Source organism: Anaerostipes caccae L1-92 (assembly GCF_014467075.1).
GTDB classification, from domain to species: Bacteria; Bacillota; Clostridia; order Lachnospirales; family Lachnospiraceae; genus Anaerostipes; species Anaerostipes caccae.
Window position 1 is genome coordinate 2,365,164 of sequence record NZ_AP023027.1, and the last position, 20,599, is coordinate 2,385,762.

General features: G+C 45.1%; 20 protein-coding genes. 4 read left to right on the top strand and 16 right to left on the bottom strand.

Annotation, left to right across the window (positions count from 1 at the left end):
• Nucleotides 1–9: 9 nt before the first annotated feature.
• The 3 genes from ANCC_RS11595 to ANCC_RS11605 are packed head-to-tail and all read right to left on the bottom strand — an operon-like array spanning nucleotide 10 to nucleotide 3,243.
• The gene (locus tag ANCC_RS11595) at nucleotides 10–1,161 is read right to left on the bottom strand and encodes an ABC transporter permease (protein ID WP_006568957.1); all 1,152 of its coding nucleotides are present in this window, start codon (nucleotides 1,159–1,161) and stop codon (nucleotides 10–12) included.
• A complete protein-coding gene (locus ANCC_RS11600; protein ID WP_006568958.1) occupies nucleotides 1,148–2,290 on the bottom strand; it encodes an ABC transporter permease in 1,143 nt (380 codons plus the stop codon). The genes ANCC_RS11595 and ANCC_RS11600 overlap by 14 nt, the downstream gene beginning before the upstream one ends.
• Before the next feature lie 11 nt (nucleotides 2,291–2,301).
• On the bottom strand, nucleotides 2,302–3,243 hold the full coding sequence (locus ANCC_RS11605; RefSeq protein WP_006568959.1) for an ABC transporter ATP-binding protein: 942 nt from the start codon (nucleotides 3,241–3,243) through the stop codon (nucleotides 2,302–2,304).
• Nucleotides 3,244–3,729: 486 nt separating this feature from the next.
• Between ANCC_RS11605 and ANCC_RS11610 the strand changes: the two genes are divergently transcribed.
• From ANCC_RS11610 to ANCC_RS11620, 3 genes are all read left to right on the top strand, one after another.
• Nucleotides 3,730–4,818, top strand: a complete 1,089-nt coding sequence (locus ANCC_RS11610; protein ID WP_006568961.1) for a sensor histidine kinase — start codon at nucleotides 3,730–3,732, stop codon at nucleotides 4,816–4,818.
• Nucleotides 4,815–5,435: a response regulator transcription factor gene (locus ANCC_RS11615; protein WP_006568962.1), complete on the top strand. Its 621-nt coding sequence runs from the start codon at nucleotides 4,815–4,817 to the stop codon at nucleotides 5,433–5,435. The genes ANCC_RS11610 and ANCC_RS11615 overlap by 4 nt, the downstream gene beginning before the upstream one ends.
• Nucleotides 5,436–5,725: 290 nt before the next feature.
• Nucleotides 5,726–6,994, top strand: a complete 1,269-nt coding sequence (locus ANCC_RS11620; protein ID WP_039947100.1) for an HlyC/CorC family transporter — start codon at nucleotides 5,726–5,728, stop codon at nucleotides 6,992–6,994.
• Between the two features lie 37 nt (nucleotides 6,995–7,031).
• On the opposite strand, the gene ANCC_RS11625 is transcribed toward ANCC_RS11620, so the two are convergent.
• The 13 genes from ANCC_RS11625 to ANCC_RS11685 form a co-directional block, all read right to left on the bottom strand.
• The gene (locus tag ANCC_RS11625; RefSeq protein WP_006568964.1) at nucleotides 7,032–7,631 is read right to left on the bottom strand and encodes a DUF1653 domain-containing protein; all 600 of its coding nucleotides are present in this window, start codon (nucleotides 7,629–7,631) and stop codon (nucleotides 7,032–7,034) included.
• Nucleotide 7,632: 1 nt separating this feature from the next.
• Nucleotides 7,633–9,489 carry an ATP-dependent helicase gene (locus tag ANCC_RS11630; RefSeq protein WP_006568965.1) on the bottom strand — a complete coding sequence of 619 codons (1,857 nt, stop codon included), beginning with the start codon at nucleotides 9,487–9,489 and terminating at the stop codon, nucleotides 7,633–7,635.
• Nucleotides 9,486–10,946 (bottom strand): glutamate--tRNA ligase, encoded by a 1,461-nt coding sequence (gene gltX, locus ANCC_RS11635; RefSeq protein WP_039947103.1) that lies wholly within the window; start codon nucleotides 10,944–10,946, stop codon nucleotides 9,486–9,488. The genes ANCC_RS11630 and gltX overlap by 4 nt, the downstream gene beginning before the upstream one ends.
• A gap of 77 nt (nucleotides 10,947–11,023) precedes the next feature.
• A complete protein-coding gene (hydF, locus tag ANCC_RS11640; RefSeq protein ID WP_006568967.1) occupies nucleotides 11,024–12,211 on the bottom strand; it encodes a [FeFe] hydrogenase H-cluster maturation GTPase HydF in 1,188 nt (395 codons plus the stop codon).
• Nucleotides 12,212–12,360: 149 nt separating this feature from the next.
• Nucleotides 12,361–12,945 (bottom strand): TVP38/TMEM64 family protein, encoded by a 585-nt coding sequence (locus ANCC_RS11645; RefSeq protein ID WP_039947104.1) that lies wholly within the window; start codon nucleotides 12,943–12,945, stop codon nucleotides 12,361–12,363.
• 101 nt (nucleotides 12,946–13,046) lie between these two features.
• A complete protein-coding gene (locus ANCC_RS11650; RefSeq protein WP_039947105.1) occupies nucleotides 13,047–13,799 on the bottom strand; it encodes a copper homeostasis protein CutC in 753 nt (250 codons plus the stop codon).
• Between the two features lie 12 nt (nucleotides 13,800–13,811).
• The gene (locus ANCC_RS11655) at nucleotides 13,812–14,708 is read right to left on the bottom strand and encodes an SPL family radical SAM protein (protein ID WP_325064295.1); all 897 of its coding nucleotides are present in this window, start codon (nucleotides 14,706–14,708) and stop codon (nucleotides 13,812–13,814) included.
• A gap of 8 nt (nucleotides 14,709–14,716) precedes the next feature.
• Nucleotides 14,717–14,938 (bottom strand): zinc ribbon domain-containing protein, encoded by a 222-nt coding sequence (locus ANCC_RS11660; protein ID WP_006568972.1) that lies wholly within the window; start codon nucleotides 14,936–14,938, stop codon nucleotides 14,717–14,719.
• 202 nt (nucleotides 14,939–15,140) lie between these two features.
• Nucleotides 15,141–16,850 carry a phosphoenolpyruvate--protein phosphotransferase gene (ptsP, locus tag ANCC_RS11665; RefSeq protein ID WP_006568974.1) on the bottom strand — a complete coding sequence of 570 codons (1,710 nt, stop codon included), beginning with the start codon at nucleotides 16,848–16,850 and terminating at the stop codon, nucleotides 15,141–15,143.
• Nucleotides 16,851–16,883: 33 nt separating this feature from the next.
• A complete protein-coding gene (locus ANCC_RS11670; RefSeq protein ID WP_006568975.1) occupies nucleotides 16,884–17,147 on the bottom strand; it encodes an HPr family phosphocarrier protein in 264 nt (87 codons plus the stop codon).
• Nucleotides 17,148–17,352: 205 nt separating this feature from the next.
• Entirely contained in the window at nucleotides 17,353–17,847 is a 495-nt protein-coding gene (locus ANCC_RS11675) for a CAT RNA binding domain-containing protein (RefSeq protein WP_006568976.1), read from the bottom strand.
• 8 nt (nucleotides 17,848–17,855) lie between these two features.
• Entirely contained in the window at nucleotides 17,856–19,094 is a 1,239-nt protein-coding gene (gene hflX, locus ANCC_RS11680) for a GTPase HflX (RefSeq protein ID WP_006568977.1), read from the bottom strand.
• A 73-nt stretch (nucleotides 19,095–19,167) separates the two neighbouring features.
• A complete protein-coding gene (locus ANCC_RS11685; protein WP_006568978.1) occupies nucleotides 19,168–19,587 on the bottom strand; it encodes a hypothetical protein in 420 nt (139 codons plus the stop codon).
• 238 nt (nucleotides 19,588–19,825) lie between these two features.
• On the opposite strand from ANCC_RS11685, the gene ANCC_RS11690 reads away from it, so the two are divergent.
• The gene (locus tag ANCC_RS11690) at nucleotides 19,826–20,590 is read left to right on the top strand and encodes a DeoR/GlpR family DNA-binding transcription regulator (protein WP_006568980.1); all 765 of its coding nucleotides are present in this window, start codon (nucleotides 19,826–19,828) and stop codon (nucleotides 20,588–20,590) included.
• Nucleotides 20,591–20,599 lie beyond the last annotated feature (9 nt).

The following is a 20,599-nucleotide window of genomic DNA, read 5'->3' on the forward strand; positions in this document are numbered from 1 at the left end:
TGGTGTTTTCTAAGCAGTCCTCTTCTGTTTGCTCACAAGCATGGCCGCCGCAAACAGTGCCAGGGCAAATCCCGCCTGAATCAGGATACCCTGCATTGCAGGCCATATATGGCTCATATCAAAAACATCCAGCTGGTCGATCAGCTTATTGGATCTGATATACCAATAGGTCGGAAGGAATCTTGAAACAGTCAGTACCTGTTTGCTCATAAACTCAAGCGGTACAAACACTCCGCCAAGGAATGCACTTCCAAGAGACACCACATTTACTACCCCCTGGAGTGCGTCATCATTAGTGACGAGAAGCCCCGCAAGAAAAGAGATGCCTGCCGAAACGCCCATGAACATAAGGCTGTTGAGCATAAACAACAAAAGATTGCCCTGAAAAATCTCATCCCGGTATATCGCCATAGCCAGCAGCATAAACACCAGCCAGCAGCCCACGGATGCCGTCAGTGTCCCAAGCGCCAGCTGAAGATTCCTGGATCGTTCTGTAGCCGCGGAGCACTGGTTTCTTCTTCTGATATCTTTTTTATAAAAGACCATGAATACCGGACTCACTGCCACTGTGATCAGGGCAATGAAGATATAGGCAAGGTACTGAAAATAATACGAGGTATTGCTCTGTTCGCCGGCCTTTTTGCTTCCCAGCAGGTTCACCTGTGCCGATGACTTTAATGTATTTTCTGCCCTCTCCACCGCCTGCTGTTCTGAAAACCCTGCGGCCAGATAGCTCCTCACCATCTTTGTAAACTTATTTACCTGTTCGTCAATCATATATCCGCTGGTTGAGCCGGGAACCTTTACATTTTCTATTTGTACCTTTTTATTTTGGCTTAACAGGCTCTCCCCGAATCCTTTCGGCAGAATCAGAATATATTCTGCATTTCTGTAAAACAATTCATTCTGCATTGTTTTCTTCTCATCTTTTATGTCTTTTACATTTTGTTCATTTGAGAGAAATGTCTTCAGAGCTTTGGAAGCCGTGCTTTTATCATGATCTACAATGCCAACATTAATTTTTGTTGTCTGGAATCCGGTATTGCTGTCTTTACCGAAGCTTGAAAATAAGATGGTCAGTACGAAAAAGATTCCGGCATATATAAACATTGCGAGTTTTTTACTTCTGACAATTTTAAAAAAGCATTTAAATACTTGCATATTTTTTCCTCCTCATCATGAAAAAACTCCCAAGGCAAAATAAAACAGAAATTATGATCAGTGAAATGCAGCTTCTGAGATAAACTGACAGGTCATCATAAATATTCAGGCTGTAAAAGCAGTCCGTGATCAGTGCTGCCGGATTGATTCTGTTGAAAAGCGGTACATGTTTTTCCACGATGTCTTTCATGTTTCCTATCATTAATCCGCTGAAGAAGCAGAAAAACATACTGATGGCTATGTTGAGCCCGCTTTTTGTATCCCTGGACATCCGGCCGATCGAACCGATGAACAGCCCTATGGACACCCCGGTAAAACATCCGATAAATCCTGCCAGCAAAATAAATCCTGCCTGACTTCCAAGATCAATTTTCAGAACGAGCCGCATATAACCGATTGCCACCAGGAATGCCAAAAACTGTACCGTCACGCCTACGAGGAAATCAGCTGCTGTACTTTTCAGCTTATCTGCCGGAGAAACTGCTTTTCTGGCCGCAATATCCGACAAGTTCGCCTGAGCATGGAGGGCACTCTGAAGTCCCAGAAAACCTCCGTAGAGACATACCATCGCAAGCAGCGCATAAAAATACTGCACCATCATATTGGCATCTTCATTCCCCAGACTGATCTGCTGATTCTCTACCATATTCTGTGATATCGCCTTCACCAGTTTTTCCATCCCTTCCGGGTGTTCTTTTATCGTTTGCTGTACCATATGATTCATCTGGATATATTGATCGCTGACCTCTTTTAAAATCGTCTGGTTGATGCCATTTTCTTTCACTGTAAGCCTTATGTTGTCTCCCAGAGTATAAAAGCCGTCAATCTTTCCGTCTTGGAGCAGCTTTTCGGCTTTCTTCAAAGATGTGTACTTCACTTTCAGAAGCTGATCTTCCCCCTTTTTTGAAAGCTCCGCCACAGTCTGCTTAAATCCTTCCGCATCTTTTGCCGCCTTCGTCTCCACGATTGCTGCCGGGACTGGTTTCAGTTCTTCCGAATCGTTTAAAAGATTTCCAAATCCGAAATAGAACAGGGTAGCAAGTATGAGAGGAAATGCAAAACTCCAAAAAATAGCGGACTTATTTCTAATGGATGCTTTGAAATGATATTTATATAAATGCCAAAACATAGTTTCCCCTCCTAATCTCTCAGCTGTTTTCCTGTGATCTCCAGAAATACGTCATTTAATGTGGGAAGCTCCGAATAAACTCTGCCGAACGAAACTTCTCTTTCAGACAGGTATCCGAGAACATTTACCAGGTTGTGACTGCCCCCGCTGCACTGCACATAGAGTTTTCCGTCTGTGTAATCCGCTTGGAATACATGTTTCATATTACGTACTGCCTGAAGTTCCTCTTCTTTTAGGTCAGATACATCCACCGTGATCTTTTCTCCCATTTTGATCATCTGCTTCAGTTCCTCTTTCGTGCCTGTAGCCAGCGGACGCCCCTTATCCATGATCAGTATCCTGCTGCAGATCTGCTCCACTTCCTCCATATAATGAGAGGTATAAACGACAGTCGTCCCCTGCCGGTTCAATTCAAGAATCCCCTCCAGAATCTTATTGCGGCTCTGGGGATCAACTGCTACGGTCGGTTCATCCAAAAAGATCAATTTTGGTTTATGGGCAATGCCGCAGGCGATATTGAGGCGTCTTAACAGGCCTCCGGAAAGTTTTGGCGGGTAAAACTTCCGAAATTCTTCCAGTTCCACAAACTGGACAGCCTCTTCCACAAGCCTCTTTCTCTCCTTCTTGTCTCTGACATAAAGTCCGCAGAAATAATCAATATTTTCAACAACCGTAAGTTCATCAAAGACTGCAACATTCTGCATGACCACACCGATTTCTCTTTTGCTCTCATAAGAATCGGCTTCCATAGGTTTCCCGAAAACTCTGATCTCCCCTTTATCATAGGATAAGAGTCCCAGTATACAGTTGATGGCTGTGGTCTTCCCTGAACCGTTCGGCCCGAGAAGTCCAAAAACCTCTCCTTGCCTGACCTCCATATTTAAATGATCCAGTGCCAGAAGATCCTTATATCTCTTAACTAAATTTTTTATTTCGATGACAGACTGTTCCATAATTCCACCCCTTTCATTTGATAATTTTACTATACATGATCCTGCTGTATGGTTACAGTGTCTTGTGTCAGGAGCGGAAGTGACATTTGTCATGACATTTTGACCAGTTTTCCGGCTTGCTGTCTCAGAGATGTAAGATTTTCTAACTTTCAGCAAAGTCTCTCCGGCGGCCCGTTCGGAACTCGCTGACGCTCAGACAGCCTCACTGTGCTTTGCACACCGCCTCCGAGCCTTTGCTGAAAGAAGAAAAACTAACATCTCTTCGAATGCAAGGCCTCCAAACTGGTCAAAATGGACGTAATATCCGCTGGACAAGAACACATCAAACAAATGGAATTATTCAACAACAGTATTTTATACCCTCTGTGTGGACGTGCTTCGCACGATAAGGTATACCCACAGGGCACACCGTATTTTATACCCTTCGGGTGGACGTGCTTCGCACGATAAGGTATACTTAAAGTAATTTCGGGAAGGGTGGGTTTTATGTCTGTACTTATTGATAAATTTGTTTTGCTGCTTTTTATTTTGCCCCTTCTTTCAAGGGAGTCTGGAACCATGCCTGTCATTGCTTTTTTGACTGCTTTTACGGCCTCCTGTTTTCTTTCCCTTAAAAATGAAGAAAAACTGTCTTTTGCAGTCTCAGGTTTCTACGGAGTTCTCTGTCTTTTCCTTCCGGTTTTCAGTATTTTTCTTCCTCTGTTTTGTTACGACTGTACCCGGACCAGACAAAAATTCCCCGGTGCTATTTTAATTGTGGCGTCCGTGCCTTTTTTCATGGACCGTCCTTTTTTCCTTCGCATGGATTTGATGCTCAGTCTGCTGCTTTCTCTTTTTCTGGCCGTCCGTACCCAAAAGCTTGAGAAGATGAGGGAAGAGTTTAAAAAACTGAGAGATGACAGTATGGAACTGAATCTTTTATTGAATAAAAAGAACCAGTATCTGATGGAAAAACAAGAGACGGAAGTACACCTTGCAACCCTGAAAGAGAGAAATCGAATTGCCAGAGAGATTCATGACAACGTAGGGCATATGCTTTCCCGCTCGATCCTGCAGCTGGGTGCCCTTAAAGCTCTGAATCATGACAGCAGCCTGTCTGCTCCTCTGTCCGAACTGCATAAGACTTTGAATACGGCCATGGACAGCATACGCACCAGCGTGCACGGGCTTCAGGAGTCATCTGTGAGTCTTCGTGACTCTGTCGCCGAGATCATACACGGGTATCCGGAGTACACCGTAGATCTGGAATATGATATATCCGAGCCTCCTCCTCAAAACCTTCAGTTCTGCTTTGCCGCAATCATAAAAGAAGCATTTACAAATGCTTCAAAGCACAGCGACGCAGCACGGATTCGCCTTGTACTGAGGGAACATCCATCCTTCTATCAGCTGTTATTTGAAGACGACGGGTCCACGGCGCCGAAATCTTATTCCTCCGGGATGGGCCTTCTCAATATGAAAGAACGGATCGAATCTTTTCACGGCACTATAAACATTACATTTGAACGCGGTTTTAAAATATTTATCACTGTTCCGCGCAATACGGCATCTTATCAGCCGGGAGGTAAATCATGAAGATCATTATTGTCGACGACGACAAACTTGTGTCGGCTTCTTTGAAAACAATTTTAGAGTCATCTGGTGACGTTCATGTGCAGGCCCTGGGGTCAAGCGGTGCTGAGGCTGTCTCTTTATATGAATTACATCATCCGGATGTTCTGTTAATGGATATCCGGATGAGCGGCATGAACGGCATCGAGGCCGCGAGAGAAATCCGCAGGAAATATCCGGATTCTAAAATCCTGTTTCTGACGACATTCTCTGACGATGAATATATCATCGATGCCCTGAATATCGGTGCAAAAGGCTACATCCTGAAACAGGACTTCGAGAGCATCCTGCCTGCCCTCCACGCTGTGGAAAACGGTCAGAACGTTTTCGGAAATGAGATCATCTCAAAAATTCCGGATCTGCTCTCAAGCAAACAGCATTTTTCCTATTCTGACTACGGCATCAGCGAAAAAGAGCTGCGCCTGATCGAATACATAGCCAAAGGAATGAGCAATAAAGAAATTTCTGAATGTCTGTTTTTAAGCGAGGGAACCATAAGAAATTATCTGAGTGTCATCCTTGAAAAACTGGAGCTCAGAGACCGGACACAGCTTGCCATTTTTTACTATCAGCATAAATAGCCGCCTTTTAAGAGAGACGTCCTTCAAGGCAAAACTTGACACTTCCCCGCTTGGCTAGTAAAATTATCGTAACCACAGACGTTTTACATATGATTTTCGTTGGGCTCATGGATTGCCTCACCCCGATCATCTGTAAAATGAATAAATATCTGCCGGAGAAGGCTCCCGCTTATTTAAGAGGTGCCATCCTGCGGCTTTTTTCTTCATTACTGCCAGGAAGTCTCTTCGGAGCCGACTGGAGGCAGTGAAAAACTCACACTATAAACCACATCAATTAGGAGGGATTTTATTTGGACCCCAGTGTCATATTAAGATTATGTATCTTAATTATCTTACTAGCTCTGTCGGCATTTTTCTCGTCGTCGGAGACTGCGCTTACGACAGTCAACGTTCATACCATCCGCGCTTTAGTGGAAGACGGCAACAGACAAGCCAAGAGAGTACTTCAGCTGATCGAAAACCCGGCAGCCATGCTCAGCAGCATCCTGATCGGAAATAACCTTGTCAATATCTCTGCCACATCTCTGGCCACAACATTAGCCATTGATGTTTTCGGAAGTGCCGGAGCAGGGATCGCAACCGGTGTTCTTACGATTCTCGTCCTGATCTTCGGTGAGATCACTCCGAAGACTTATGCGACGATCAAAAATACAAACCTTGCACTCCGCTTCGGACCTGTCATCTATTATGTGACCAAAGTCCTGACCCCGGTAGTGATCGTCATCAATAAGCTCTCCACAGGTCTCCTGATGCTGCTGCGGATCGATGCAAAGCAGTCAAAACAGGTCATGACAGAGCGGGAGCTGAGAACGATCGTTGACGCCAGCCATGAAGATGGTGTCATCGAAAAAGATGAAAAAGAAATGATTTATAATGTCTTTGATTTTAAAGATTCCATTGCGAAAGACATTATGATTCCGAGAATCGATATTACGTTTGTATCTGCCGACGCTTCTTACGACGAGGTAATGGAGCTGTTCATGGCTACACAGTATTCCCGTCTGCCGGTATATGAGGAGACAAAGGACAAGGTCATCGGAATCGTATATTTAAAGGATATTTATTTCTACCGCACACTGCACCGCGGAGAAATCTTTCATATCAGAGACGTGTTAAGAAAACCATTTTTCACCTATGAGACCCAGAAGATATCCAGCCTGTTGGCTCAGATGCAGCAGGAAAATGTCAGCTTCTCCATCGTTTTGGACGAATACGGGATTACAGCCGGTCTGATCACACTGGAAGATATTTTAGAAGAACTGGTGGGAGAGATTCGGGACGAGTACGACGACAATGAATCAGAAAGCTTCCAGGAACTTGAGGACGGCTCCTATCTCGTAAACGCCTCCTTAAAGCTTGACGATCTAAACGATTTGATCGATACGGAGATCGAGTCTGAAGACTACGACTCTGTGGGCGGATACGTGATAGAACTGTTGGACCATCTCCCGTCCGAGGGAGAGACCGCATCGGACGCATCCTTCGATTTCAAAGTGCGGAAAGTCGAAAAAAACAGATTAGAACTGATACAGATCATCAGAAAAGCTTCGCAGCCATAGTGAAAGGGAAAGCATATCACACATGCTTTCCCTTTTTTTATCTTCTTGCCTTCTCATACTTCATCTTCGTCTTGATAAATCCCTCCAGATCACGAAGCTTCTTTCCCCGGTCATCACCACTTAGCGGAAAGTCCATGGAAAGGCCGATGGAATCCAGTACTGTCTCAGAGATCCTGTCTTCATTTCTCCGAAGAATTTCCAGCCGTTCCTCATTGCTCTCAGCGTCCAGAAAACGGATCAGAAGATCCTGCTGTTCTTTTTCCTGGCGGTGTTCCCCGGGTTTCGGCATCTCTTTTTCAGGCAGCGGTTCCGGTTCTTTGGGCTCCGGTTTTGGTATCTCCCTGTGCCTTTCTAAAATATTTCCAATCTGGTGAAGTTCTGTAATGTTCTGGTACGTCTTTACATCCACGCGTTCAAACCGGTATTTTGCGCTGACTCCCGGATACTTGTCATGGTCCACTTCGCTCAGAAACATGGACAGCGGTCTTGCGTAGGTTTTATATTCCCCGTATAAAGCCTGGTAAATGACAAGCACCTCCCCGGTCTCTGAGTGTTCGGCCACCGTTATAATCTGATACAGCTTATCTTTGAAATGTTTATAAAAATCCCCCGGTCTGGGTACTGCCCTCTGTTTCATATTACTGCGCTCCCTTCTGCTGCTTTCTCCTCTTCCCCTCTAAAGGAAGGATAAAATCCGACACTTTACTGTCTTTATTATACATCTTCTCCACAGAAAAGACATGCAGATATTTCTTTGCCCTGGTCATTCCCACGTAAAACATCCGCCGCTCTTCCTCCAATTCTTCTGTCTTCACAGCCTTTTTATATGGAATTACCCCGTCATTGACATCAATGAGAAACACTCTCTCGTATTCCAGCCCTTTTGCACTGTGAAGCGTGCTTATTACAACTCCCTGTTTCCCCTGATTCCTGCTCTCGGACTGTGCCTTCAGCTCCTCTGTATAGCGTCTCATGAAATCAAACCACTCTTCATAAGTGTCATATCCTCTGGCAGTCTCCTGAAGTTCCTCCAGCACATCGGTAAGTTCTTCCTCCTTCAGTTTTCGTATTCTTGCATATTCTGACAAAAATGCATTGTACCCGACAGACTTTCTTATGTAGGTGACCGCAAGAAACGGCATCATATCCTTTAAAAGTCTCAGATCTTCCTCCAGCTCATCGATATAATCATAAAGCCATTCCTTGTCTCTTGTCTTCTCCTTCAGATCCTCAAAGGAGATCTCCGGCTGGTCTATATATTCTCTGCTGATATAGCGCTTGGGCCGATTCATGATTCTCAAAAAGGTGCTCCGTCTCCGGTCACCGAGCGCCATCCTCATATAATCTATGATGTCTCTTGCGATCCAATGCTCAAACAGACTTGGAATCCCATCTTTCACCGTAAACGGGATGTTATATTCCATGAGCTTTCCAAGCATCGTCCTGGCTCCCAGATTGGTCCTGACCAAGATCGATGACTCCTCATAGGGATGGCCCTTTTCGTATTCGTCCCTGAGCCTTTTTGCCACATAGGTGCATTCTTCCTGCTGATTTTTAAACGTCCTGAGCTCTATTGGAACTTCTCTGTCCCGGCAGGATCTTATCTCTTTGTCAAACCTCTTTTTATTAACACGGATCACTTTCTGGGATGCCTCCACGATCTCAGGGCTGGAACGATAGTTGACATCCAGCTGGATCTTCTCGGAATCTTTATAATCTTTGGGGAATCCGAGCATGATCTCCGGTTTTGCTCCCCTGAACCGGTAAATCGACTGGTCGTCATCTCCCACAATAAACAGATTGTTTCTGGGCGCAGCCAGCATCTTTATGATCTCATACTGGATCGGGCTGATATCCTGAAATTCGTCGATCAGAATATATTGAAACTTATTCTGCCAGGCAGCAAGCAGGTCTTCTCTCTCCTTTAAAAGGCTGTACGTATAGACTAAGATATCATCAAAGTCCATCCACTGGTTTTTCCTCAGTTTTTCATTGTATTGCTTGTAAATCAGCTGAAATACACTGTCCGCACAGCTTTGGCTGTGATAATAGTCCATCGAAAGAAGCTGCCCTTTTACGAGACTGATCTCACTGATCAGAGAACGCAGGAAATCCGGTTCGTCTCCTGTTTCCAGATCCCGGTCCATGATAATTTCACGGAGAAGATCATACTTTTTATGTTCCGGCAGAATACACCCCGCCCGAAAGCTGTACGCATGCTTTAAGATTGTAAAAAAGACTGCGTGAAAGGTACCGAAAGAAACTGGCAGGGATCTCCCTGCCAGTTTCAAAAAACGTTCCTTCATCTCAGCTGCCGCTGCCTTTGTAAAGGTGATGACCAGGATATTGGAGGGTTTTACCCCGCAGTGTTCGATCAGATATTTTGTCCGTTCTGTGATGACCGTAGTTTTCCCGGATCCCGGGCCGGCAAGGACCATCATTGGGCCGTCTTTGTGAGTGATGGCCTTTGTCTGGGCCTCATTCCATTCTGTCATGAAAGCTCAGCCTCTAATTTATCAACAGCCGCACGAAGTCTTTTTACAGACTCCTCTTTCCCCAGAATCTCCATAAGTTCAGATGCCCCGCCGGGAGTCATCTGCTTGCCTGACACAGCTGTGCGGACCGGCCACATGACATAGCCGTTTTTGACCTCGTGGCTCTTTGCAAATCCAATCAGTGTCTGATAGAGGGCATCGTTGCTGAAATCTTCCTGGGCTTCAAATACCGGCACGATTTCTTTCAGCACTTCCAGCGCAGACTCTCTTGTTGTCTTCATCTTTTTATGCTGGTACATGGCACTGTCATATTCCGGCACATTTTCAAAGAAATCAATATGGTCCTTAATCTCTGTGAACAGCTCGATCCGTGTCTTGACCATAGAGAGGATTTTATCAGTATCCACATCTCTTGTGAGCACTTCCTTCACATACGGCATAGCCATCTCCCGGAATCTCTCATCGTCCATAGCCTTGATATATTCCCCGTTCATCCATGCAAGTTTCGTCATATCAAAGACAGCCGGAGTCTTGGACATATGATGATAGTCAAAAGCCTCTTCCAGTTCTTTCAGCGTAAAGATCTCTCTTTCCCCTCCCGGACTCCATCCGAGCAGAGCCACGAAGTTTACGATCGTCTCCGGCAGATATCCTGCCTCCAGCAGATCCTCGAAAGAAGAATGTCCGCTCCGTTTGCTCAGCTTCTTGTGTTCCTCATCCGTGATGAGCGGGCAGTGTACATAGACCGGTTTCTCCCATCCGAATGCATCATAGAGCCTGTTATATTTCGGCGTAGATGACAGATATTCATTTCCCCGCACCACATGAGTGATTCCCATCAAATGGTCATCTACTACATTTGCAAAGTTATAGGTAGGATATCCGTCGGACTTGATCAGGATCATATCGTCCAGTTCCATATTTTCCACCGTAATCTCACCGTAAATTTCATCTGCAAACGTCGTGGTGCCCTCGGTAGGATTATTCTGACGTATCACATACGGGATACCGGCTTTCAGTTTTTCTTCCACTTCCTCGCTGCTCAGATTCAGGCAGTGTTTGTCATAATGGCTGACCACCACATCTCCGGATTTGACCTTCAGGCTTTCTAGCCTCTCCTCGTCACAGAAACAGTAATAAGCCTCTCCCTTGTCGATCAGCTTCTTTGCATAATCCATATAGATGCCTGCTGACTGCCTCTCGCTCTGGACATAAGGACCGCATCCGCCGTCCTTATCCGGCCCTTCATCATGGACAAGTCCTGCTTTTGCAAGGGTATTGTAAATAATATCGACGGCTCCCTCTACGAGGCGCTCCTGGTCTGTATCTTCTATGCGGAGCAGAAAATCTCCGCCTTCATGTTTTGCGATCAGGTAAGCATATAATGCTGTTCTTAAATTCCCTACATGCATTCTTCCCGTAGGGCTCGGGGCAAATCTGGTTCTAACTTTACTCATCTGTTTCAAATCCTTTCTTTCGTTATCTTGTCTATTATCTCAAGAACCCCGCCTCCGGTCAAGACTCCCTCCGGATTTTAGAGTCCGAGAGGCTGAAGACTCCTGTTTAGAATTCCCTTCATGGCGGCAATCAGGACACCATAGTTTACAATGGGTACTTCCGCTTTTACAGAGGAGGCAATTCTGTGCTTCATCTCTTTCGGATTCAGCATACATCCCCCACAGTGGACGATCAGATCGTAGCCGCTTAAGTCTTCCGGAAATGTACTCCCGCTGGACGTCTCAAAAACGAGCTGTTTTCCTGTATATTCCGTAAGCCATCGGGGTATTTTGACCGTTCCGATATCGTCGCACTGGCGGTGATGGGTGCAGCCTTCCGCGATCAGGACCCTGGAGCCGTCCTTTAAATGCCCGGCGGCCCTTGCCCCCTTCACTTCCTCTAAAAGATCCCCCTTGTATCTGGCGAAAAGGATCGAGAAAGAAGTCAGAGAAATGTCCTCCGGTACGATGGCAGCCACCTGTTCAAATGCCTGAGAGTCTGTGATAACCAGAGCCGGCTTTTTCCCCAGATCTTTAAGTGTCTGCTCCAGTTCAGATTCTTTGACTGCAACAGAGCAGGCATTGTGCTCCAGAATATCCCGGATTGTCTGCTGCTGGGGCAGTATGAGCCGCCCCTTTGGAGCCGCCGAGTCGATAGGCACGACAAGAACTACAAAGTCTCCCGGCGAGATCAGATCGCCCACGATCTGTCTTGGCTGTTCTTCTTCTGGGAGAAGCTTTCCTATGGCTTCTTTCAGCCCAAAGATGCCTTCTTTAGTCACCGCGCTGACAAAGCAGGCATGATCGTTATCTTCTGCCCTGACTCTGCCTGCAAGATCCGTCTTGTTATATACGATCAGGTAGGGCAGCTTTCTCTCCCTGATCAAATCAAGAATTCCCTGCTCAAACTCTGTAATCCCCGTTTCCGCATCCGCGATCACCAGAGCGATGTCTGTCTTTCTCAGCACTTCTTTCGCCTTTTTCACCCTCTTTTCTCCCAGTTCTCCCTCGTCATCCAGACCGGGGGTATCGATCATAACAACCGGTCCCAGAGGCAGAAGTTCCATGGCCTTGAAGACCGGATCTGTGGTCGTGCCTTTCACATCTGAAACAATCGCCAGCTCCTGACCGGTCAATGCGTTGACTATGCTGGATTTTCCTGCATTTCTCCTTCCAAACAATGCGATATGAATTCTGTCTCCTCTCGGCGTCTCGTTTAAACCCATCGTCTGTCTCCTTTATCTTTTCTTCGTCGGCTGATTTCTTTTTCAGTATATACTACCGGATGGCCCGAATCAATAGAACAAAAGCGATAAAAGGCAGAACAGCCTGATGCTGTCCCGCCCACTGTCTTATATCTTTATTGATTTTACGCCTACCGCAGCAGCATCGGGAGCATGGCACCTCCCAGACTGTAAACTACGATCGTAACCGGCCTCCCCAGAAAAAGAATCGTTAAAAACTTTCTCCAGGACATATCCGTTAGTCCCGCCAGCATGCAAAGCACATCATCCGGTGCACACGGAAGAAGGATCGCCGCTGTAAACACAACATCAAACTTTTTTCCTGTCAAAAACTTTTTCTTTGTCTGTTCATATGTCTCATCACTTACAAAAAGCCTGATGAATTTCTCTCCGTATCGTCTTGCCAGGTAAAAATTAATGCAGGAACCAATGATAATCCCGACAGCGCTGTATAAAAATCCATACCAGGGTCCGAAAAAGACGACTCCTGCCAGACAGGTCAGTCCTCCCGGAATCACCGCTATGACAACCTGTGCAATCTGAATCACAATAAACAGAAGCGGTCCCCAAAAGCTGCTCTGCCGGATAAACAGTTCCAACTGATCCCTGCTTGTAAAAATCCCTTTTTGATAACCGTAAACCGAAAATATAATCAACGCTCCGATCAACACCAGAGTTGTGAAATTTGTCGCTTTTTTTACTGCTTGTCTGCTCATAAACTGACACCGCCTTTCTTTTACTATCTCTATCATAGCGGACAGTTCTGAAATCCGGCAGACAAAAACATAACAAAATTCTTACAATTATACCGGACCAATTATGAATGATACTTTTCTATCACTGCTGCGGCCTTTTTAACTTCCTCCGCATCCGTAACGAAGCGCTCATACTCGCTCATCATCGGCAGTCCCATACTGACATCCGGTTTGCGGTATTCCATCTCACTCTGAACCGTTTTCTTTCCTGACATGTGAAACGCCTCAAAAGGAGCTTCTCTTAAAAATTCTTCAATCACAGCTGCGTTGACTCCTGATCCGACCATCACTGTGATATCTTTTCCTGCCACTTCCAAAAGATTCTTCAGCAGTTCCTTTCCATCGGTACAGCAGTTTTTCTGCCCGGAAGTGAGTACGGTGTCAATGCCCAGTTCAATGGCCTGAATCATTGCCTCATAAGGATTTACACACATATCAAATGCTCTGTTGAGCGTGACAGACATCCCCATCGTCTTCTGCATCAGGCTTTCCATGCGTCTCATATCCAGCCTCCCGTCTTTTGTAAGGCATCCGAATACCACACCATCTGCCCCAAGTTCCCGGAAATGATGAATTTCACTTCTCATGAGCGAAAACTCCTCATCACTGTATAAAAAATCTCCGAATCTTGGCCGGACGAGTACATGGACCGGGATGTCGAGGCGTATCTTGATCATTTCCAATAATTTAGGGCTGGGTGTGGTCCCGCCGATCATCAAGTCCCCGCAGAGTTCCAGCCTCTTTGCCCCTGCCTCTTTTGCGGTCCTGGCAGACTCGAATGAGTCCACACAACATTCCAACATAATCTCTCCCATAGTCATTACCTCCTAGAAAAATGACAGCTGCTCTGCCTCAAACTGTGCATTTTTTTCTTTTATGATGCTGCCAAAATCTGCTTTAACGTTATACTTAGTGCGGACTTCTGAAATCATTTGAAACAATTCACTTTTATATTCCTTATATTCTTTGCCGTAGCTGAACAGCCTGGTCAGAGGTTGTTCATACTGTGGAAATTCTTCTCTCACAAAGTTGAAAAACACTGCACGTGTGGGGCCCTTCAAATTTAAATTTGATGTGATCAGATAGTGGATATCCCTCTGTTTCGTCTCAGAAAATACAGCCTCCAGATTCTCCCTGACGCTTGTAATGTATGGAATGACAGGCATCATATGAACACCCGTGGACGCATTCGTCTTCCGGAATTCACTGAGTACATCAAACCTACGTGAGGAAGAAACCCCTCCCGGTTCCAACACACTCCTTATGTCTTCGTCCATTGTGGTGACCGTCGCCGCAATATTTACATAGGCTACTCTGGATAACTGATCGATCAGGTCATAGTCTCTCAATATTAAATCAGATTTTGTAGAAATGATAGCCGGATTCTCAAATCGGATCAAAAGCTTTAAAAGCTCCGGCATGATCCTGTACTGCTCCTCTGCCGGCTGGTAATTGTCTGTCACGCCTCCCAGATTGATGACCTGATGGTCCCAGTTCCTGCTTTTTAACTGGCGTTCCAGCCGCTCAGCAATGTTCGTCTTAACAAAAATCTCACGGTAGAAATCATCTGACTCCATATATTGGTGGGAATAAAGAGCGAAACAATACTGGCAGCGGTGGGCACAGCCTCTGTATATATTTAAATCCCAGTGATAGGGAAATCTTCCGCGGACCCGGTTGCAGGCCGCGGAACATTGAATCTCTCTGTATTTATTCTCCTGCACTTTTCCGGTCATCCCATGAGAAAGTCCAGAATATTCATGCCCTCTGAAGTCTGACTCTTATATAACTCGGTAAATCCGCAGCGGGTGCAGCTGATCGTAATAAACTTTTTATTCTGTACATCAAAAATCTTTGCAAAGTTTCCTCCAGTGGCCTGAAACTGATCGTGTTCATAGGAATTGCATCCGCACTTGGGACAGACGAACTGTCTTCTCTCTATATTCTGATCCATAATTAATGCTCCCTTCAAAGCTTTTCTAATGAGTTCTTATTATCTATTATAGTAAAAAAACAGGTTCCCGTAAAGAACAACCCGCGGAGCGCTTTTATTTCAGAGGGAAGTCTGCGGCCTTCCCTCTGAAACAAGAAAACTCTCAGAAGATATATCTGAATACAGATCATACCTCCTGAGAGTCTATCATACATTATAAAGCCTAGCTTCTGGCTCTTTCTTCCAATAAAGCTTTTACTTCTGCTTCTGTTGTCAGCTGCATAACTTCCTCTGCCAAAGCTTTTGCTTCATCCATCGTCCATAAGGACATGACTTTTCTTGTGGCAAGGATCGCAGTTGCACTTACAGAGAATTCATTCAGTCCGAATGCAAGAAGTACCGGTACGAGCAGCGGATCGCTGGCAGCTTCACCGCACATACCAGCCATGATACCCTCTGCATTTGCAGCGCCGATAATGTTCTTGATAGAACGGAGCACTGCCGGGTTATATGCTGAGTACAGATAAGCTACGTCAGAGTTTCCTCTGTCAGCCGCCATCGTGTATCCTGTCAGGTCGTTGGTACCGATGCTGAAGAAGTCGGCTTCTTTTGCGAGAATGTCGGCAATCAGGCTTGCAGCGGCAGTTTCCATCATAACGCCGACTTCTACGTCTTTGTTATATGCGATGCCTTCTGCGTCTAATTCGCCTTTGATCTCTTCAAGAAGGGCCTTCACAGCGCGGAGTTCGTCCACACATGTTACAAGCGGAACCATGATGCGGATCTTTCCGAATGCGCTGGCTCTCAGCAAAGCTCTCAGCTGAGGTCTGTAAATGTCAGGACGTTTCAGGCAGAAACGCACTGCACGGAAGCCAAGAAACGGGTTTTCCTCTGTCTCTAATCCGAGGTAAGGAAGTGCCTTGTCTCCTCCGATATCCAGAGTACGGATAATAACAGGTTTTCCTTCCAATGTCTCTGCAACTGTTTTGTATGCTTTGAACTGTTCTTCTTCGGTAGGTACGCTGTCGCGGTCCATAAATAAGAACTCGGTACGGAATAATCCCACACCTTCTCCGTCACACTCCACAACTTTTGCAGCCTCATCCGGACCGCCGATATTGGCAACCAGTTCAACCACATGTCCGTCTGCAGTCTGGGACGCCTGTCCGATGAACTTGGACAGAGCGGCTTTCTCTTCCAGATATGCTGCTTTCTTAGCCTTGTAATCTTCCAGGACAGAATCTTCAGGATTTACATATGCTTCTCCTGTCGCTCCGTCTAATACAACAACATCCCCATCTTTGACGATGGAAACGATCTTCTCAACACTAAGTACTGCCGGGATCTCCATGGAACGGCAGATAATCGCAGAGTGGGAAGTCTTGCCTCCGATCTCTGTCAGTACGCCTTCAACGTTAGCCGGGTTGATGCCGGCAGTCATAGATGGAGTCAGATCTTCTGCAACCAGAACAGTTCCTTCCGGAACAGCGCTGATATCTACTTCCTCGATCCCTAATAAGATCTTGATTAATCTTGTTTTGATATCTCCTAAGTCAGATGCTCTCTGTTGGGTCAATTCATCTTCAGCCATGGCAAAAATCTGTGCAAAGAAATCACATGCTTCCTCGACGGCAGCTTCCGCATTGATCTTTTCGTCATCGATCTTGGCATCGATCTGCTCTTTGATCGCAGGGTCCTGAATCATGAGGATATGTCCCTCCAGAATCTCAGATTCCTGTTCTCCGGCAGTCACCTTCATGGCTTCCACCATCTTGGCTGTCTTATCGATGAACACTTCGATCGCTTCGCTTAATCTTTTCTTTTCTGCTTCGGCGTCTGTGATTGTCTCCTTTTTGTAATCCAGGCTCTGTTCCTTGATCACAACAACTTTTCCGATGCCGATTCCCGCAGATGCTCCAATACCTTTATACATATGCCACCTGTCCCCTTTGTAAAATGAGATTAATTATTCACCTAAACCAGATTCAATTAATTCTGTCGCATGCGCTAAAGCTGCTTCCTCATCAGGACCTTCACATACAAGTTCAATCTCTGAACCACATTTGATACATGCTCCGATAATGTTCAGAAGACTCTTAGCATTGATCTTCTTGTCTTCGAAAACGATGGTGACATCAGATTCAAACTTTGTTACTGCCTTTGCTAAAACTCCTGCTGGTCTCATGTGTAATCCCTGCTCGTTTTCAATTACAAACTTCTTAGATACCATAATAAAATCTCCTTCATTCTGTAAATTTTAGTTAATAAATGACGGACTGAGCTGAAAAAAACAAAAAGACCCCTTAATAAATGCGCGAATCTCAGCTTACATCTATCAAAAAGGTCTTGCCTGCATTACCAGTCACAATCCAATATTCAATGTCTAAATCTTATCAAAAACCCGTCCAAATGTCAACTGGAACCACAACAAATTCCTATTGGATGCCGGCTTCCAGGATCAGCCGTTTTACATAGATGATCAGGTACATTTTTTCATCTACCGACAGGGTGTAGCCGTAATGACCTTCAATGTGCTCGACAATTTTCTGGCTGCATATATAAGCCTCCGGATATTTTTTCTGGTTTCTCTCGTAGAATTCCACATCATCCTCTTCATCTTCCACAGAATGTGACTCTCCGGATTTAATGCTGTTTTCCAGATATTCCAGATGCGTAATAAATCTTTGATAGGCCGGCAGCTCTGTATTGAAACTGATCTCATAAAACTCCTGGATAATAGCGAGCACTTCCTGGATAAAAGGACTTTTTTCCCGCTGATCCAGGGTAAAAATTTTCTCGATCTTTGTCTTGTCGAGTTCATCCCCTGCTTTTTTCCGGAATCCTATGCCTTTTCCCATCAAAATGACTTCGTGGTTGTTCATGTCAAAAGTGCTGACTACATTATTGTTGATCACTTTCTGTATAATCATACATCCTCCTACACCATGCCTAGTATTTCTTTTGGTATATAAGCCTCCACATAAATTCCATCCTCACGGTATTCTTCTTTCAAAAGCTGTCCATGAGTTCTGATGGCCTGTATCTTTCCGGCTTCATCGTAGCCGTATTTTTTTTCCAGATAGATTTTCTGCTTCTTCAGCACATCCTCGATCACTCTCAGAAGATCTGAAGTTCCCGTTCCCTCTTTTGCAGATATTTTTACAGTCTCATCTGCGCGGACATCTTTTAAAAGAGAATTTTTACCGGTCCTGTCAATTTTATTAAAGGCCGTGATCACCGGTGTGTCTTTGATTCCCAGCTGTCCGAGAGTTTCATAGACCGCTTCCATCTGCTGTTCCATAAATGGATTGGAGCAGTCCACTACGTGAAGGATGATGTCACTGTACTTTGCCTCTTCCAGCGTACTTTTAAACGCGTCCACCAGATGATGCGGCAGTTTTCTGATAAATCCTACCGTGTCTGTCATGAGCACCGTCTGCCCGCTGTTCAGTTCCACACTCTTTGTCGTCGGGTCCAGAGTGGCAAACAGCTGATCTTCCTCCAGGACACCCGCATCCGTAAAATAATTTAAAAGTGTGGATTTCCCGGCATTGGTGTAGCCGACGATACAGACCACCGGAGTGTGATTTTTCTGTCTCTGTTTCCGCTGTACCTCTCTGTGTTTTATAACACCTGCCAGTTCTGTTTTTAAATGTGAAATTCTGGTGCGGATCAGCCGCCGGTCCATCTCCAGCTTTTTCTCTCCCGGCCCCCTTGTGCCGATTCCGCCTCCCAGTCTGGAAAGGCTGACTCCTTTGCCGGTAAGCTTTGTGGCTCGATAACGCAGCTGAGCCAATTCCACCTGGATCTTTCCCTCTTTTGTCTGTGCACGTTTTGCAAAGATATCAAGGATCACCAGAGTCCGGTCCATGACCTTAATATCCAGGATCTGAGACAGATTGGCAAGCTGAGCCGGTGAAAGCTCATCGTCGCAGACAATGCCGTCTGCCTCTGTCTCAAACAAAAGATCCCGGATCTCCTCGATCTTTCCTTTTCCTACATAGGTCCCCGAGTGAATCTGCTCTCTGGCCTGTATAATAGAGCCCGCCACTTCGGCTCCTGCGGTCTCTGCAAGTTCTTTCAGTTCTTCCAGAGATTCCTCCGCTTCCTGACCATCCCCGAGAGCGACTCCAACAAGGATTACTCTCTCTTTTTTCTGTTCCAATATTTCTTCCATCTATCTCCCTTTCCTGACGCTATCCTTCATAAACAAAGCAGGCAGGCTTTTTTTCTTTGAGCTGCATGCCAACTCAAAGATTCCTGACTGCAGTGATGAATGCTTTTTCCTTCGGTGATACCTCCGGTTCGCTTTTTTGATATAACGTCTGCCGTTTTTTCTTTTCTTCCTGCTCTTTTTTGTATTTTGCGATATCCATGCCAATATACTCGGACGCCGTTCCATGGGTCCATTCCATGCCGGAGCCTTCCGCCGTCACCGCATCCACGACTTTCTTTTCCTTATCTGCAGCAAGGATCACAATATATTCTTTGTTAAAAACAGTACCTTTACACAGGCCGAAGCCAATCTGATATTCTTTTCCATATGTTTTTTTAAAATCCTCATAGAGCTTCCGCACCTCATCTGACTGCTGTTTTATCATATAAGAATATCCGATGAACCCCAGTATTCCAATGACAATGATTACTCCTACCGCAATTTCCATCAGCATATATTACCTCCCTGTACTGCTGTTGCTTGTCTTAATGATTATAAAATAGACAAAATAAAATAACAATACAAAACATTTCTGTTATTCTTGTTGTAATATTTTTAAAGCTTATGAATATGCTGCTGCCTCCTGTTTTTCAAAAAAGAGACGTTCCTTGTAAATAGGGAGTTTATCAGAATGATGTACAGATATAAAAAACATGCTATAATAATAAAAAATATGAAGGGAGACACTTTCTATGCTTGCAGATGAACGTCATAATTCAATCATCGCTCAGATCAATCAATTTGGTTCTGTGCGTGTAAAAGATCTGAGCCAGATGTACAATGTGACGGAAGATTGTATTCGGAAAGATTTAACTTATTTAGAAAACCAGGGTCTGCTCAAGAAGATTTATGGAGGCGCTGTAAAAACCCGAGTTATGACACATGATTTTCAGGTTTCTGACCGTGCAGATAAAAACATTGAGGCAAAAAGGGCGATTGCCCAAAAGGCACTTTCATTAATTAAGGATGGAGATACCATATTTTTGGATATTTCCACAACCAACATCGAATTAGCCAAAATACTGGTATCTTCCAACAAGCATGTTACTCTGGTTACAAACTGTATTGATGTAATTCTGGCTGCAAATGTTCCTGACAGTAATGTCAAACTGATTGTGCTTGGAGGTACAACAGACGAATTACACGGTGGATTTGTCGGCGGAATCACAGATGCACAGTTAAAACAATATCAATTTGATATCGCATTCATTGGTGTTGTCGGCGTTGATCTGGAACTGAACCGTGTCTCCACATATATAACAGAGGACGGAATAACAAAGCGCACTGCAATAGAATGCAGCAGCCGAAGCTACATGATGCTGGAAACCAGAAAACTCCATGAAGACGGAACCTTCTGGTATGCTCAAGTCAGCCATTTCACAGGTGCCCTTATGGACAAACTTCCTGACCAGTCTATCGGGAAATTGACAAAAGATTACCCGATTGAATGGTTATAACACATACAT